Source organism: Halomonas sp. TG39a (genome assembly GCF_000744395.1).
Lineage (GTDB): Bacteria > Pseudomonadota > Gammaproteobacteria > Pseudomonadales > Halomonadaceae > Vreelandella > Vreelandella ventosae_B.
Window position 1 is genome coordinate 753384 of sequence record NZ_JQLV01000001.1, and the last position, 14658, is coordinate 768041.

13 protein-coding genes are annotated in these 14658 nt (G+C 54.5%); 11 read left to right on the forward strand and 2 right to left on the reverse strand.

Annotated features, from left to right (window positions below; genetic code table 11):
• The 4 genes from cyoB to cyoE are packed head-to-tail and all read left to right on the forward strand — an operon-like array spanning position 1 to position 3791.
• Complete coding sequence (cyoB, locus tag U738_RS03250) at positions 1-1977, forward strand: cytochrome o ubiquinol oxidase subunit I (RefSeq protein WP_009287202.1); 1977 nt, start codon at positions 1-3, stop codon at positions 1975-1977.
• Complete coding sequence (gene cyoC / locus U738_RS03255) at positions 1977-2588, forward strand: cytochrome o ubiquinol oxidase subunit III (protein ID WP_035577276.1); 612 nt, start codon at positions 1977-1979, stop codon at positions 2586-2588. Before cyoB ends, cyoC begins: the two co-directional genes overlap by 1 nt.
• Position 2589: 1 nt before the next feature.
• Positions 2590-2910, forward strand: a complete 321-nt coding sequence (gene cyoD, locus U738_RS03260; protein ID WP_022520636.1) for a cytochrome o ubiquinol oxidase subunit IV — start codon at positions 2590-2592, stop codon at positions 2908-2910.
• Positions 2868-3791: a heme o synthase gene (cyoE, locus tag U738_RS03265; protein WP_009287204.1), complete on the forward strand. Its 924-nt coding sequence runs from the start codon at positions 2868-2870 to the stop codon at positions 3789-3791. The genes cyoD and cyoE overlap by 43 nt, the downstream gene beginning before the upstream one ends.
• Before the next feature lie 88 nt (positions 3792-3879).
• On the opposite strand, the gene pta is transcribed toward cyoE, so the two are convergent.
• Together pta and U738_RS03275 are read right to left on the reverse strand one after the other, a co-directional pair.
• Positions 3880-6063, reverse strand: coding sequence for a phosphate acetyltransferase (pta, locus tag U738_RS03270; RefSeq protein WP_035577278.1), 2184 nt, complete (start codon positions 6061-6063; stop codon positions 3880-3882).
• Positions 6060-7244 (reverse strand): acetate/propionate family kinase, encoded by a 1185-nt coding sequence (locus tag U738_RS03275; protein ID WP_035577280.1) that lies wholly within the window; start codon positions 7242-7244, stop codon positions 6060-6062. The genes pta and U738_RS03275 overlap by 4 nt, the downstream gene beginning before the upstream one ends.
• A gap of 188 nt (positions 7245-7432) precedes the next feature.
• Here U738_RS03275 and U738_RS03280 point away from each other — a divergent pair, with 188 nt between their 5' ends.
• The 7 genes from U738_RS03280 to U738_RS03310 all read left to right on the forward strand — a co-directional run bounded on the left by U738_RS03280 (position 7433) and on the right by U738_RS03310 (position 14638).
• Positions 7433-8353: an EamA family transporter gene (locus tag U738_RS03280; RefSeq protein WP_035583121.1), complete on the forward strand. Its 921-nt coding sequence runs from the start codon at positions 7433-7435 to the stop codon at positions 8351-8353.
• 77 nt (positions 8354-8430) lie between these two features.
• Positions 8431-8940, forward strand: coding sequence for a porin family protein (locus U738_RS03285; RefSeq protein ID WP_035577281.1), 510 nt, complete (start codon positions 8431-8433; stop codon positions 8938-8940).
• A gap of 401 nt (positions 8941-9341) precedes the next feature.
• The gene (locus tag U738_RS03290) at positions 9342-10352 is read left to right on the forward strand and encodes a C4-dicarboxylate ABC transporter substrate-binding protein (protein WP_231896744.1); all 1011 of its coding nucleotides are present in this window, start codon (positions 9342-9344) and stop codon (positions 10350-10352) included.
• A gap of 90 nt (positions 10353-10442) precedes the next feature.
• Positions 10443-10958 carry a TRAP transporter small permease subunit gene (locus U738_RS03295; protein ID WP_035577287.1) on the forward strand — a complete coding sequence of 172 codons (516 nt, stop codon included), beginning with the start codon at positions 10443-10445 and terminating at the stop codon, positions 10956-10958.
• Positions 10955-12280, forward strand: a complete 1326-nt coding sequence (locus U738_RS03300) for a TRAP transporter large permease (protein WP_035577290.1) — start codon at positions 10955-10957, stop codon at positions 12278-12280. The genes U738_RS03295 and U738_RS03300 overlap by 4 nt, the downstream gene beginning before the upstream one ends.
• Before the next feature lie 194 nt (positions 12281-12474).
• Positions 12475-13536 carry an HlyD family secretion protein gene (locus U738_RS03305; protein WP_035577292.1) on the forward strand — a complete coding sequence of 354 codons (1062 nt, stop codon included), beginning with the start codon at positions 12475-12477 and terminating at the stop codon, positions 13534-13536.
• Positions 13526-14638, forward strand: coding sequence for a DUF2955 domain-containing protein (locus tag U738_RS03310; RefSeq protein ID WP_035577295.1), 1113 nt, complete (start codon positions 13526-13528; stop codon positions 14636-14638). The genes U738_RS03305 and U738_RS03310 overlap by 11 nt, the downstream gene beginning before the upstream one ends.
• Positions 14639-14658 lie beyond the last annotated feature (20 nt).

Below are 14658 nucleotides of genomic sequence, written 5' to 3' on the forward strand. Positions count from 1 at the left end.
GTGTTTGGAAAACTCACGTTAGAGTCAATTCCCTACCACGAGCCGATCATCATGGTCGTCGCGGCCTTTATGGCCATTGGTGGGATCGCACTGTTTGGTTTAATCACCTATTACCGTAAGTGGGGCTGGCTGTGGAACGAGTGGTTTACCTCCGTTGACCACAAAAAGCTCGGCATTATGTATTTCATCGTCGCCCTGGTGATGCTGCTGCGCGGCTTCTCGGATGCGATAATGATGCGCACCCAGCTGGCGATGGCCGCCGGGGATGCAGCGGGCTATTTACCCCCCGAGCACTACGACCAGATCTTTACCGCCCACGGCGTGATTATGATCTTCTTTGTCGCCATGCCCATGGTCATCGGCTTGATGAACCTGGTGGTGCCGCTGCAAATTGGTGCCCGCGACGTTGCTTTCCCTTTCCTGAATAACTTAAGCTTTTGGCTGTTTGCGGTCTCCGCGATACTGGTCAATATCTCGCTGGTGGTGGGCGAATTCGCCAAAACCGGCTGGCTCGCTTACGCGCCGTTATCGGGGATCGAGTTTAGTCCCGGGGTGGGGGTCGACTACTGGATATGGGCGTTGCAGATATCCGGTATAGGCACCACGCTGACCGGTATTAACTTTTTCGTGACCATCATTAAAATGCGCACCAAAGGCATGACGATGTTCCGCATGCCGATCTTCACCTGGACATCGCTGTGCGCCAACGTGCTGATCATTGCTTCCTTCCCAATTTTGACCGCGACCATCGCACTGCTAACGCTGGACCGCTATTTGGGCATGCACTTCTTTACCAATGATTTTGGCGGCAACATGATGATGTACGTCAATCTCATCTGGGCCTGGGGCCACCCGGAAGTTTATATCCTGATTCTGCCAGCCTTCGGCGTGTTCTCTGAAGTGATTGCGACCTTTGCCCGTAAGCGGCTGTTCGGCTACGCCACCATGGTGTGGGCGACCATTTCGATCACCTTGCTCTCGTTTGTGGTTTGGTTGCACCACTTTTTCACCATGGGGGCGGGCGCCAACGTCAACGCCTTCTTCGGCATTATGACAATGATCATCGCCATTCCTACCGGGGTGAAAGTGTTCAACTGGCTGTTCACCATGTTCCGCGGCAGCCTGGAACTCACTTCGCCGGTGCTATGGACGCTGGGCTTTATTATCACCTTTACCCTAGGCGGTATGACCGGCGTTATGCTGGCGGTGCCCGCAGCTAACTTTGTGTTGCATAACAGCCTGTTCGTTATTGCGCACTTCCACAACGTTATTATCGGCGGCGTGGTGTTCGGCATGATGGCGGGGCTTACCTATTGGTTCCCCAAAGCGTTCGGTTTCACTTTGAACGAAAAGTGGGGCAAGCGTTCGTTCTGGTGCTGGTTTATTGGCTTCTACGTCGCCTTTATGCCGCTTTACGTACTGGCCTTCTTTGGTGCCGTACGCCGCATGCAGTCCTACGCCAACCCCGAATGGCAACCGTGGATGATTCTGGCTTGGGTAGGCGCGGTAATCATTATGCTGGGCATTGTCTGCACCATCATCCAGTTCTGGGTGAGTATTCGCGACCGCAAACAGAACGCTGATGTCACCGGCGACCCCTGGAACGGCCGCACCTTGGAGTGGTCAACCTCTTCTCCAGCGCCGTTCTACAACTTTGCACGTCTACCGGAAGTGGGCGATATCGACAGCTTCTGGTCGCAAAAGCAGCGTAGCGAAGAGCAGCTTGAAGAAGCCCCCTATACCGATATTCATATGCCGCGTAATACCGTGGCCGGGCCAGTTATCAGCTTCTTTGCGCTGGTCATCGGTTTCGCCCTGGTGTGGCATATCTGGTGGTTAGCCGGCGTCGGCGCCGTGGGTGTATTCATCAGCTTTATGGCACGGGTATTTAACGACGATATCGACTACTACGTTCCCGCTGCTGAAGTTGAGCGAATCGAACGTGAGCATCAACAACGCGTGGAGGCGCAAGCGTAATGGCAACCGATACGTTACATCACGGCGCAACGGCCGAGCCTCATGAGCATCACGATGCTTCGGGCACGAAGCTATTTGGTTTCTGGGTCTACTTAATGAGCGATTTGGTGATCTTCGGGTCACTGTTCGCCACTTACGCCGTGCTGATGAAAGGCACGGCGGGTGGGCCAACCGGCGCTGATATCTTTGAATTACCTTTGATCCTTTTCGGAACCTTTGCACTGCTGATCAGTAGTTTCACCTTCGGTATGGGCGTTTTGGCAATGCATGCCAACCGTGTTGGCCAAGTGAAAGTGTGGCTGATTATTACCTTTCTACTGGGCTTGTGCTTCCTGGGGATGGAAGTCTATGAATTCCAGCATCTGATCCATGAAGGGTACGGTCCGGACCGTAGCGGCTTTTTATCGGCCTTCTTTACCCTAGTAGGTACTCACGGGTTGCACGTTACGTTTGGCATGATCTGGATTTTGGTCATGTTGGTACAGCTGTCGACCAAAGGGTTGAACGATATGACCCGGCCGAGGATTTTGTGCCTAAGCCTGTTCTGGCACTTCCTCGATATTGTCTGGATCTGTGTCTTCTCATTCGTCTATCTGATGGGAGTGTTGTGAGATGAGTGCAAGTTCAACCAATGCCCATGGCAGCGTTAAGTCGTATGTGACAGGACTGGTATTGTCGCTGATACTGACCATTATCCCTTTTGCGGTGGTGATGAGTGGCGCTTTTAGCGTATTGGCTACCGTGATTGTGATAGCCGTGACCGCGGTGTTGCAGATACTGGTGCAACTGGTCATGTTTATGCATATGAGTACCAAAGCCGACGAGGGCTGGAATCTGATGTCCTTCGTCTTCACACTGACGATTCTCGTCCTAGTGGTAGGAGGCTCGCTGTGGATCATGCAGCATCTGCATCTCAACATGATGATCGGCTAATCTCAGCGCCCAGCCGCTGGCGGGATCTGCTCGAGCTGACCAAGCCGGGCATTATCGGCGGCAACCTGATTGCCACCCTGGGGGGCTATTTTCTCGCCGCCCAGGGGCAGTTCGAGTGGCTCAGCTTTGTCTCGGTCATGGTGGGGATTGCATTAATCATCGCGTCAGGCTGTGCGTGTAACAACGTTATTGACCGCGATATTGATGCATTGATGGCGCGTACGCGCCATCGCCCTCTGGTAAGAGGCAGCATCTCTATTACCCAGGCACTGGGCGTTTCGGCGCTGCTGGGTGTATCGGGGGTGGTGTGCCTGGCGCTGGGCACCAATGGGCTAACCGTTGCCTTGGCGGTGATTGGCTGGGGCGTGTATGTGGGGCTTTATAGCCTCTATATGAAGCGCCGCTCGGAGTACGGCACCTTGGTAGGCAGCCTCTCCGGCGCCATGCCGCCGGTGGTTGGCTACTGCGCCGTGACCGGTCAGTTCGACAGCGGTGCGATCATGCTACTGGTGATTTTCTGCCTGTGGCAGATGCCGCACTCCTATGCCATTGCGATCTTCCGCTACGCTGATTATCAACGGGCATCGATTCCGGTGTTGCCGGTAGTGCGCGGGGTGAAAATGGCCAAACACCATATCCTTGGCTACATTGTGGCGTTTATTCCCGCCTCGCTGGCGCTAGGGTTGGCCAGTCAGGCAGGCGCTGGGTATCTGTGTGTGGCGCTGACCATGGGCGGCTACTGGCTCTACCTGGCGCTGCGCGGCTACCGTTTAGACGACGATGTGCGCTGGGCCAAGAAAGTATTTGGCGTCTCTATCCTAACCATCACCGCGATGAGCTTAGTCATGGTGCTGGAATCGATGGTGCCAATGTGGGTCTAGGCCTCACACACCGTTAAGTCGTTAATAAAACGCCCCGAGCAGTTATCTGCTCGGGGCGTTTTTATTGGCTAGGGAAAAATTCTGTAACTCAGCTTTCCCGCTGACTGGCCTGAATGGCGGTTAGCGCAATGGTGTAAACGATATCGTCGACCAGTGCGCCTCGGGAAAGGTCGTTCACCGGCTTGTTCAACCCTTGAAGCATGGGGCCAACGCTCACTACGCGGGCGCTACGCTGTACTGCTTTATAGGTGGTGTTGCCGGTGTTGAGGTCGGGGAAAATAAACACCGTCGCCTTACCGGCAACCGGGGAGTCGGGCGCTTTTTGTTTGCCTACACTCTCAATGGCGGCGGCGTCGTACTGGAGCGGGCCGTCAATGGCTAAGTGCGGTGCGCGCTGTTTAGCAATCCGGGTGGCTTCGCGGACTTTATCCACATCGGCACCGGTGCCGGAGTCACCGGTGGAGTAGCTGATCATAGCGACACGCGGTTCAATACCAAAGGCCTCCGCGGAGCGGGCGCTTTGTAGGGCGATTTCGGCCAGGGTTTCGGCGTCCGGGTCGGGATTCACCGCGCAGTCGCCGTAGACCACCACCTGTTCGGGCAGCAGCATAAAGAAGATCGACGACACCTGGCTGTATTCTGGCGCAGTTTTAATCAGCTGGAACGCGGGACGCACGGTGTTGGCGGTGGTGTGTACTGCCCCAGAGACGAGGCCGTCGACTTCATCCAGCTGCAGCATCATGGTGCCGAGCACCACGTTGTCTTGCAACTGCGCTTCGGCGGTGAGTTCGTTGAGCTTGCCACGACGACGCTCGACCATCGGGCCAATATAGCGCGCGCGGCTGCTTTCAGGATCGATAATCGTCAGCGCTTTGGGCAGCGTCAGCCCGCGGTTACGCGCCACATTTTCAATATCATCGCGCTTACCGAGTAGTACACAGTCGGCAATGCCGCGGCGCTGGCAGATAATCGCCGCTTCGACGGTGCGCGGCTCATCGCCTTCCGGCAGCACCACGCGCTTTTTGGCCAGTTGAGCAAGTTTCACCAACTGGTGGCGAAACGCCGAAGGCGACAGGCGGCGGGTATAACCGCTGCTTAGGTGGGCTTTCAGCCACTCAAGATCCATATGGGCCGCCACATAACGAGCCACCTGTTCGGCGCGCTCGAAATCGTCCATGGGAATTTCGCCGCTTAACTGGCTGAGGTGCTGGGCGGTGGTCAGGCTGTCGGTCTCTACCGCCAAAACAGGCAGGCCCGTTTTGAGCGCGGGGCGGCACATCTCAATCATATTGTCGTTGGGCATAAAGCCGTTAGTCAGCAGTACGCCCGCTAATTGAATGCCGTTCATGGTGGCCAGTGCGGAGGCCAGCACCACATCGTCGCGGTCGCCGGAGGCCACTATCAAGCTGCCAGGGGTGAAAATATGCAGCGCATTTGCAGCGCTGCGGGCGCAGAGGCTGGTGGAAAGCACCCGGCGGCTGGCCGCATCGCCTTCGTTTAGCAGTTTGGCATTGAGCGCTCGGGCTACATCCAGGGTGCGCGGCGCACTGAGTGTTTTACTGTAAGGCACCACGCCGATCAGGTGGAACTTATCCGTCGCCAGGGCCGGAGAGTATTGCCGTAGCTCGGCGAGCACCGACTCTTCCAACTGTGGTTTGAAAGTGCCCGGTGCCGCAGAAAGGTCATCTTCCTGAGCGTAGGGCAGGTTTTTCATGCGCATCAAAATGCCGCCCAGAGTGCGGCTGGAGCTAACCCCACCAAAGCTGCGGGCGTGCATATCCAGCTGGTCGGCCAGGGCCTGGGGTTCGTTTAAGTCACCGGTGCCCACCAGAATAATCCGCGCATTCAGCGCGTTGGCGAGTTGGGCATTGGTTTGCGTCGCGTAGGTGGTGTGTTGGGTGGGCACCACGCCTTCTACCACGACAAGGTCTAAGGTGCTGCCATCGCGGTGGGCCTGCTGGACAACCTGTTCATAGAGCTCGACGGCGTTTTCCATGAGCTCATCGGTTTGGTCGTCGCGCAGCAAGCGCTCCAGCCGAGCCTGGGAAATCGGCGAAGGCGGGCGCTGATTAAGTGCCCGCGAGACCAGCGCGGTGGAGCGATCCAGCCCCGGGCCGTTCAGCTCGTTCTGCATAAACGGCTTTAAAAACCCGGCTTTCAGGCCGATGGTATCCAGCGCTTGAATTAACCCCAGACAGGCGGAGGTGAGCCCGGCACCCTGGCTGGTGGGCACTAATAGAATGGCTTGTGGCTGGTCGGGGTGGGCAGTCATACACGGGTCTCTAAGCAGTGGCGGGTTTCCATGGCAATGCGGCCCTCTTCATCGGTAGGGATCACCCACACCTGGGGGCCTTGGTGGTCAGGGCTATCCAGCTTGCCCTCTTTGCCGCGAATGGTGGCTTCGTTAGCGTCGTTATCCAACGCAAAGCCGAAGTGGGGCATCAGTGACAATACATTACGGCGCACGATAGGTGAGTTTTCGCCGATTCCGCCGGTGAAAATAACCCCATCGAGCTGGGGCAGCGCGCAGGAGAGCCCCGCCAGCGATTTAGCGATCCGGTAGCAAAATACCTCCACTGCCAGCTGTGCAGTGGCGTGGCCCTGTTCGGAGGCCTCTTCAATTTCACGCATATCGTTGGTTAAGCCTGAAAGCCCCAGTAGGCCGCTGTGTTTGTTGAGCACGTCGTCGATTTTGTCTAACGACCAGCCCAATTGGCGGTGCAGGTGAGCGTGCAGGCCGGGATCAACATCGCCACTGCGGGTGCCCATCACCAAGCCTTCCAAAGGGGTAAGGCCCATGCTGGTATCCTGGCTTTGATTGTTCCACACCGCGCTGGTAGAGCAGCCATTGCCTAAGTGGGCGGTTAGCCAACCGCCTGTGCCACGGCTACTTAGTTTGCCCACCCGCTGACTAACGTAAGCGTGGCTGGTGCCATGAAAGCCATAGCGGCGAATACCATGCTCGGCGTAGAGGTTTTCAGGCAGCGCGTAACGATAGGCACGCGGCGGCATGGTTTGATGAAAAGCGGTATCAAAAACCGCCACTTGCGGCAGTTCAGGGAATACGTTTTGGGTTGCTGCGATGCCTGCTAAGTTGGCAGGGTTGTGAAGGGGGGCGAGCGCTGCGGTGGTTTCGATCGCGGTGATGACGCTATTGTCGATGAGCGCGGCTTGGGTGAAGTGCTCCCCGCCATGCACGATGCGATGGCCCACCGCCGTCGGTAAGCGGCCCTCCATCCGCTCAAGAATCGCGTTAAGTGCCTGGGTATGGTCGGCATCAGGCAGTGGTTGAGTAAAACGTTCACCGGCACTGTTTTTGCCCTTTAAACGTGCCTCCCCACTACTCAGGCGTTCAGCTATGCCTTCAAGTCGCGGTGCCTGAGGGTCTGAATCAATCAACGCGTATTTAATAGAGGAGGAACCGCAGTTAATTACCAGCACCGGTGCGTTCATAAAAACCTTTTCGCTAGGAGGTTAGTGAGCAAAGCATTGGACTTTAGTATAACATGCTGCAGTGCGGAAAAGCAGCGCTAGGATTTCGTTAGCCTTCTATGTGAAAGCTAGGCATGCTGGGCTCTAGCGACCTGCATGACCGCCACCCATCTTACACCTTAACCACTACAACGAGCCGTTTCGTTCCTATGTCAGCGCCTTCTCTGCCAAAACTACTGCCGCGCCATTTGGCCATTGTGTTAATGATGACCGTGGCCACCATGTTCGCCGCCAATCACGTCTCCGCGCGGCTGGCGTTTGATAACGGAACCGGGCTATTGCTGGCGGTATTAACCCGCTCAGGGGTTGCCTGCCTGATTTTAGTGGCGCTAGTCATCGTGCAGAGAAAGCGGCTTTGGCTGCCCGCTGGTTCTTGGCCGTGGCAGCTCGCGGTGGGTCTGCTGATCGCGATCCAGAGCGTTAGCCTCTACTCGGCGGTAGCAAGGCTACCGGTGGTGATTGCGCTGCTATTGGTCAATACCTTCCCGATTCAACTGGCGCTGCTCAGTTGGGCATTGGGCGGCCCACGCCCGACGCTACGTAGCTGTTTGATTATGGGCACTATTTTAATCGGCTTGCTGGTGGTGCTGGATATCCCTTCATGGATTGCCAGTGCTGATGGTATGGGGCCAGGCTGGATCGCGGGGATTGGTTTTGGATTAATGGCGGCCTTCGTATTTGCCTGCGCGCTATGGGTCACTGAGCACCGCCTAGCCGGAGTGGGCAGCACATTGCGTAGCCTGCTGACCATGCAAACGGTGTTTATCGTCATGATCATTGGCGGCATCGCCGGTGTGGTGCCTGGGGGGATGAGTCTGCCGGATAACAGTACCGGCTGGCTGGGGCTTGGGCTGCTCGGGCTGCTGTATGGTTCGGCGTTCTCAACGCTGTTTATTTTTGTGCCACGACTCGATATGGCGCGTAACGCGCCAGTGATGAATATCGAACCGGTGGCCTCCCTGGTGTTGGGCTATTTCGTGCTGGGACAAATGCTTAGCCCAGGGCAGCTAGTCGGGGGAGCCGTGGTAGTCGGCGGTATTATCGTGCTGAGCCTATCCAAGGGGCGGTAAATATTTGCGTTCTTCATAGTTATGGATCACAATACAAACGTGTAAGGAAACACTGTTTTTTAACTGAGGTACAAGCTATGAAGATGTCCGTATTATCACTTACATCGGCGGTACTCCTGGTTGGCGTAGGCGCTTTCGCAACGTCTGCTCAAGCTCAACAGTCTTTCGACTATCCACAAGCTTACTTGGGTGGTGACGCCATGTTTTGGAGTCTTGACCCAGAGAGAGGCTCTTCACGTGACGACGTAGGCTTACGTCTGCGCGGTGGTGCCCAGTTCAATGACTACTTTGCCCTTGAGGGCCATTTAGGTACGGGCGGCTCGGATGGTGGTGCTGATCTAGACCATCTGGCCGGTGCTTATGCCAAAGGGATTTTCCCGGTAGCGCCTGAAGTGCGGTTATACGGTTTAGCGGGCTTCACGGAAGTTGAAGTGAGTGACAACCGGGAGAGCGATTTCTCCTACGGTGGCGGCGCTGAAATGGACATAGCACCTAATTTATCGGTGAACGCAGATTACATGCGCTACCTGGATAAATCTGACTACACCTTTGATGCGGCCAGCGTTGGTTTACGTTACCGGTTCTAATAGCGGTGTAAAATTTAACGTTAATCGCTAGTTATATCTAAAAACCCCATGGCTTCTTGCCATGGGGTTTTTGCTTCCCCCCATACTTTCCTCGCGAGCAAAGGAACGTTTTTTGCTTGAAGTTACTGTCATTATATCTCGGTGTAGGTGTGTGCTCACTTAGGTCATCAAGCATTTCTTAATTTCCAGCTTGGTGACTGTCAGAGACTCGGCATAATTTTTCGTAGTTTGGGCCAAATGCTGCAACTGCGAAGGTGATAATGTCGAAGTGACTCGTTGGCAAGAAACGAAAATATAAAGTCCAGCGCTCAACTTGATTAAGCTCCGTTCAAGAGGAAACTATCATGTATAAAATAAGCAAAATGACTGTAGCTGTAGCTGTAGGTTTATGTTCAAGTTTAATGGCAGCATCCGCTATGGTTGAAGCCGCTGAAAAAAATTGGCGTATGGCAACACCTTGGAGTGGTGGGCCGTGGCTTGAACGTGATGCACAAATGTTTGCTGATCGTGTCAATGAGCTTTCTGATGGTGAAATTGCCATTGAGGTTTATCCTGGCGGCACCTTAGGCAGTGCACTGAAGGTAACGAATACGGTCAAGTCTGGAGTTGCGGAAGTAAGCCACAACTACATTAATTATGACTATGGCACCGATCCCACTACCGCGCTTCTAGCAGGCCATTCAAGTGGTTTGACTCCTGAAGAGTTCATGATGTGGATGTACGAAGGGGGAGGCGTTGAACTGTATGAAGAGTACCGCCGCGATGTCTTTGACGTTGTCGCTTTCCCTTGTGCGATTTTGGGTACCGAAATTTTCCTGCACTCCAATAAACGTGTTGAAACTCTTGAAGACTTCCAGGGCTTACGCTTGCGTACTTCCGGTGCATGGTCTGAATTAGCTTCCCGGCTTGGTGCCTCCACGGTGGTAATGGCCGGCGGCGATATCTATAGCGCGCTTGAGCGTGGCGTAATTGATGCAGCCGAGTGGGGTAGCCCTGAAATGAATCAGCCCACGGGTTTTCAGGAAGTGGCCCAGTACGTGATTATTCCAGGCGTGCATCAGTCAGGTGGTTTTTTAGAGTGCCAGGTTAATGAAGATACCTGGAGCGAATTAAGTGAAGATGAACAGGACATGCTGCGTTTAGCGGGCAAGTTAAGTGTTTTTGAAACCTGGCTGGCAAGCTCTTTTGCTGACTTGGATGCCTATCAAGCCTTACTCGATGGCCCCAACGAAATTGTTCATCTTGATCAGGCGTTTATCGATACTATCTACGAAGAGACTGTGAAATGGGAAGACGAGTATGCGGCTGATAATGAGTGGTTTGCTCGCGTCGTTGAGTCCCAGCGCAGCTTTAAAGACACCATGAGCGTATGGCCTGAGTATCGCTTACCGATTGGCAGTATGGGTCGATAATCGAGCCATCAACGAAATGAAAGAGAGGTCTCTGGCCTCTCTTTCATACGTTCAAGTCTCTCTTTTATGACGTGTTGATGAGTAGCCATCATGAAACTAATTCAAGCGATTGAGTCGCTAACCCGTTGGGCAGGTTGGGTAGGTGCGATATTGATTTTTCCGTTAGTTGGCGCGCTAGTAGTGGAAGTATTCAGCCGCTATGTGGCCGGACGTCCAACGCTATGGGCGTTTGAAATTAGCTATATGGTCATGGGTGCCATGTTCATGCTGGGTATGGCCAATGCACTGCGAATTGGCCACCACGTCAGTGTGGATTTGGTGTCGATGCAGCTGAATGCCAAAACTAACGCGCTGCTGCGCATTATTGGCTATGTACTGTTTTTGCCCATTTTAGCGTGGCTTGTGTGGGAGCTTTTTCATTATGCACTGCAAGCGTTTAACTCTAATGAGCGCTCGGGCCGTTCCGCATGGAATCCTATTGTGTGGCCGATTTTGACGGTGTGGTGTATCGGTTTTACCTTGCTAGCACTGCAGGTGGTAGCAGAGCTATTAAAGGCGGTAGCGGTACTGCGTGGCCAGCCGCTACCTGAGGAGGATGCATCATGAGCAGTTATTTATCGTTGATGATGTTTCCGGTGTTGATGCTGTTTATCTTTTCCGGTTTTCCCATTGCATTTTCGATGATTTTGGTGGCAACAGGCTTTGGGATTATCCAGTTTGGTGATGTGGCGGCTTATCAGCTGCTGACCAAAATCGAAGATACCGCGTCTAATTCTATTCTCGCCGCCGTGCCACTCTTTATCTTTATGGGGGCAATGCTCGAGCGTTCAGGAATCGCCGAAAGGCTATTCGAAGCAATCCATATGTGGACACGTCGCTTACCCGGTGGTTTGGGTGTGGGCGCAATTATTATGGGTACGCTCTTCGCTGCCTCTAGTGGTGTAGTGGGCGCTACCGAAGCGGTTATCGGCATGCTTGCGATCCCGGTAATGCTTAAACACCACTACAACAAGAGCCTGATTTCAGGAACGATTTGTGCAAGTGGTTCGCTTGGCACCGCTATCCCGCCCTCTATTACGGTGGTGGTGTTAGGGCCTGTTGCTGGCGTTTCAGTCGGGTCGCTTTTCAGTGGCTTGCTAATTCCTGGCTTTTTAATGGCGGCGATGTTTTTGATCTACATTGTCGGCGTGGCCTACTTGAAGCCGCAGATGGCCCCTCGGGTAGACGAGAGCGAGCCAGAGGAAAGTTGGCAGGAAAAAATACGCGTCACGGCGGTTGCGTTACTGCCTACTATGCTGCTGATTTTTACCGTGCTTGGCACCATCTTAATGGGCTTAGCTACACCAACAGAGGCGGCAGCCTGTGGAGCGCTTGGCTCAGTATTATTGGCACTGGCTTATCGCAATTTAACGCGGGATGTACTGTGGCACGCAGCTATCAAAACCATGAACATCTCGGCAATGATTCTGCTGATTGTAATGGGCGGCAGTATGTTTGCGGGTGTCTTCTTTGCCTCTGGCGGTATGGCAACGGTGCAGTCGATGCTGATGGATACCGGATTAAGCCCCTGGATGATTCTCGGGTTGATTCTACTCATCGCCTTTATTGCGGGCTTCGTGTTGGATTTGATCTCTGTCGTGCTGATCATTATCCCCGTGGCAATGCCGATTGTGCGTATGCTAGGTTTTGATGAAATATGGTTCTGCGTAGCCTTTCTGGTAGTGCTACAAACGAGCTACTTAACACCTCCGCTTGCCCCGGCAATTTTCTACTTAAGAGCCATTACTCCACCAGAAATTACCCTCAAGCATATGTATTGGGGTGTAGTGCCTTTTATCATCGCGCAGTTAGTGGTGCTGGCGCTGGTGTTGGCTTTCCCTAGTCTTGCGTTATGGCTGCCTGATTTGATGAGCGGACCATCTTGGTAATGAGTTAAGTGCGTATTGTTGTGATTGATGCCGCCTAAGGGCGGCATCGTGCGTTTTGGGAAGTGGTATTCGAATATTGTTAGCGCGCTAATTAATTGTTAGACTAACGTCTCTAATGCTATCCCCTAAACGATACGCGCCCGTATAGAGGCGCTGGCCAGGTGGTTGCCTGGTGGCAAACAAGTGAGCCCTGCATGACCCCCGATCAAACATTTGCCCGCTGGGTGAAGGTAGCCCTGGCTGCCTTTGTACTGCTTTTTATTTATTTTCTGGTGGCTGATAGCTTTATGCCCATGACCCCTGAGGCGAGGGTGCTGCGGCCGGTAACCCGTATTGCGCCCGAACTCAGTGGTCCAGTGAGCGAGGTGTTGGTGAGTGATCACCAACACGTTACCAAAGGCGATGTGCTGTTTCAGGTAGACCCCGCGCCGTTTCGATTAGCGGTTGAGCAGGCACAGCTAAATCGCGAGCAGGCCGAACGAGAGAATGCTCAGTTGGAAGCAGAGCTAGCCTCCGCACAAGCGGAATTGGCATCTGCTGAAGCCACAGCTGCAGAGCGGCGGGGTGAACTGCAGCGTGCGGAAACTCTGGTGGCGCAGCAGAGCGTATCCCGCCAGCAGTACGAACAGCAGGTGGCTGCTGAACGCACTGCACAGGCCAGCGTGGCGGCGGCCAGGGCGAAAATTGTGAGCCTGGAAGTGCAGTTGGGCGATGCTGGTGAGACGAACCTGCGTTTGCGCCAAGCGGAAAACGCGCTTTCCCAGGCGCAGTTGGATCTTGCCCATACCCAGGTACGCGCCGCGCAAGCCGGTAGCGTTGCCAATCTTCAGCTAGACGTAGGTGACTACGTTCAGGCGGGTCAACCAGCGGTAGCGGTAGTGGCGGATGCAATCGATATTATTGCCGATTTCCGTGAAAAGAGCCTGCGCCATGTGGTGCCCGGCGATGTAGCGAAAGTGGTGTTTGATGCCTGGCCGGGGCAGGTATTTGATGCGCAAGTATTCGCCATGGATGCCGGGGTTCGCGATGGGCAGTTGGCCGCCGATGGTCAATTGGCCGATATTCCTACCACTGACCGCTGGGTGCGCGATGCTCAGCGCATGCGCGTTCACTTGGAGCTAAGCCAACCAATCGCCAACTTATTGCCCAGCGGTGCCCGCGCCACCGTGCAGCTTCAACCCGGTGATGCTGCCTTGGCCAAACCCTTTGTGTGGCTACAGGCGCATATGATCAGTTGGCTGCATTATGTGTATTAAAAAGAGGTCTGCCAGGTTTATTAAAAAGAGGCTTGCCAGAGCGCGGGCGTCTAGCAGAGCGGCGCCTAAGCGTAAGCCCGAACTCTCAAAGAATGGCCTGCGTCAGTGCCTGAGAGTGGCCGGGGGAGGCGCGCTGGGGTTTGTGGTCAGCCAATTGATGGGCTGGAACTATGGGGTGTTTTTTACCGTTTTTCCAATGTTCTTGCTGGGTATGGTACCCATCTTGAACGGCCATATCGTGCGTCAGTTTTTGGCCAACGTATCTATCAATGTGCTTGAGGTGAGTCTAGTGGTCGGACTGCTCAAGCATATGCCGGTAGTGATGACCCTGGTGGTCATGGGCATATTTCTATTTCGCTTTAACTTGATGGCGAAAGGGCCGCTGTTTCTATTCGGCGCCAACGGCGTGCTGACGCTCAGCATCCTGCTCCACTTTGCCAGCTACCCCAATGTAGACTTGAGCGATTTACTGGCCTGCAACCTCGTCGCCAGTCTATTGGCGGTGTTTATTGCCATGCTGATGCATACACTGTTCCCTGACGTGGAAGCGCGTAAACCGCCACCCAGAGTGACCAAGACTTCCTCCCAGATTCGCCATGAAACCTTAATCGGCGGCCTAACCGCGACGCTCTCGTTTGTGGTATTTCAAGTTTTTGACTTGCAGGGGTCGCTTTCCGCGCAGATGGCGACCATCTTGGTGCTATTTACGCTGGGCTACTCCGGTGCGCGGGTATCAGCTGCCAAGCGAGCCGTAGGAACGCTGTTGGGGTGTAATTTAGCGCTACTCATGCAGCTACTCCTGTATACCCAGAGCCACCATTTCCTGCTGGTGGTGTTGCTCTATTGGCTGGGGCTCATGCTCTTCGCCCGGGAGCATATTCATGAAGGCGGCGGCTCGGGGATTGGCTTTGGCGGGATGACCACCCTGGGGATTCTGTTTGGCCAGTCGCTGGGCCCGCAGCAGGATCTGGTTTACAGCGCACTCTACCGGTTCTCCTCAATGAGTGTCGCGCTAGCGCTTACACTGCTGACGATGGCCTGCCTGCACTTTGCGCTGAACTGCTGGACGTCAACGCGCTTACCAGAAAGCAGCCTGTCATAAATACAGCTGCCACAAATAAA

What these genes read in the sequence shown, in the direction of transcription:
- cyoD (WP_022520636.1), top strand. Translation starts at nt 2,590, where the DNA reads ATGAGTGCAAGTTCAACCAATGCCCATGGCAGCGTTAAGTCGTATGTG.
- U738_RS03305 (WP_035577292.1), top strand. Translation starts at nt 12,475, where the DNA reads ATGACCCCCGATCAAACATTTGCCCGCTGGGTGAAGGTAGCCCTGGCT.
- U738_RS03300 (WP_035577290.1), top strand. Translation starts at nt 10,955, where the DNA reads ATGAGCAGTTATTTATCGTTGATGATGTTTCCGGTGTTGATGCTGTTT.
- U738_RS03275 (WP_035577280.1), bottom strand. Translation starts at nt 7,244, where the DNA reads ATGAACGCACCGGTGCTGGTAATTAACTGCGGTTCCTCCTCTATTAAA.
- pta (WP_035577278.1), bottom strand. Translation starts at nt 6,063, where the DNA reads ATGACTGCCCACCCCGACCAGCCACAAGCCATTCTATTAGTGCCCACC.
- U738_RS03295 (WP_035577287.1), top strand. Translation starts at nt 10,443, where the DNA reads ATGAAACTAATTCAAGCGATTGAGTCGCTAACCCGTTGGGCAGGTTGG.
- U738_RS03280 (WP_035583121.1), top strand. Translation starts at nt 7,433, where the DNA reads ATGTCAGCGCCTTCTCTGCCAAAACTACTGCCGCGCCATTTGGCCATT.
- U738_RS03290 (WP_231896744.1), top strand. Translation starts at nt 9,342, where the DNA reads ATGGCAGCATCCGCTATGGTTGAAGCCGCTGAAAAAAATTGGCGTATG.
- U738_RS03310 (WP_035577295.1), top strand. Translation starts at nt 13,526, where the DNA reads ATGTGTATTAAAAAGAGGTCTGCCAGGTTTATTAAAAAGAGGCTTGCC.
- U738_RS03285 (WP_035577281.1), top strand. Translation starts at nt 8,431, where the DNA reads ATGAAGATGTCCGTATTATCACTTACATCGGCGGTACTCCTGGTTGGC.
- cyoC (WP_035577276.1), top strand. Translation starts at nt 1,977, where the DNA reads ATGGCAACCGATACGTTACATCACGGCGCAACGGCCGAGCCTCATGAG.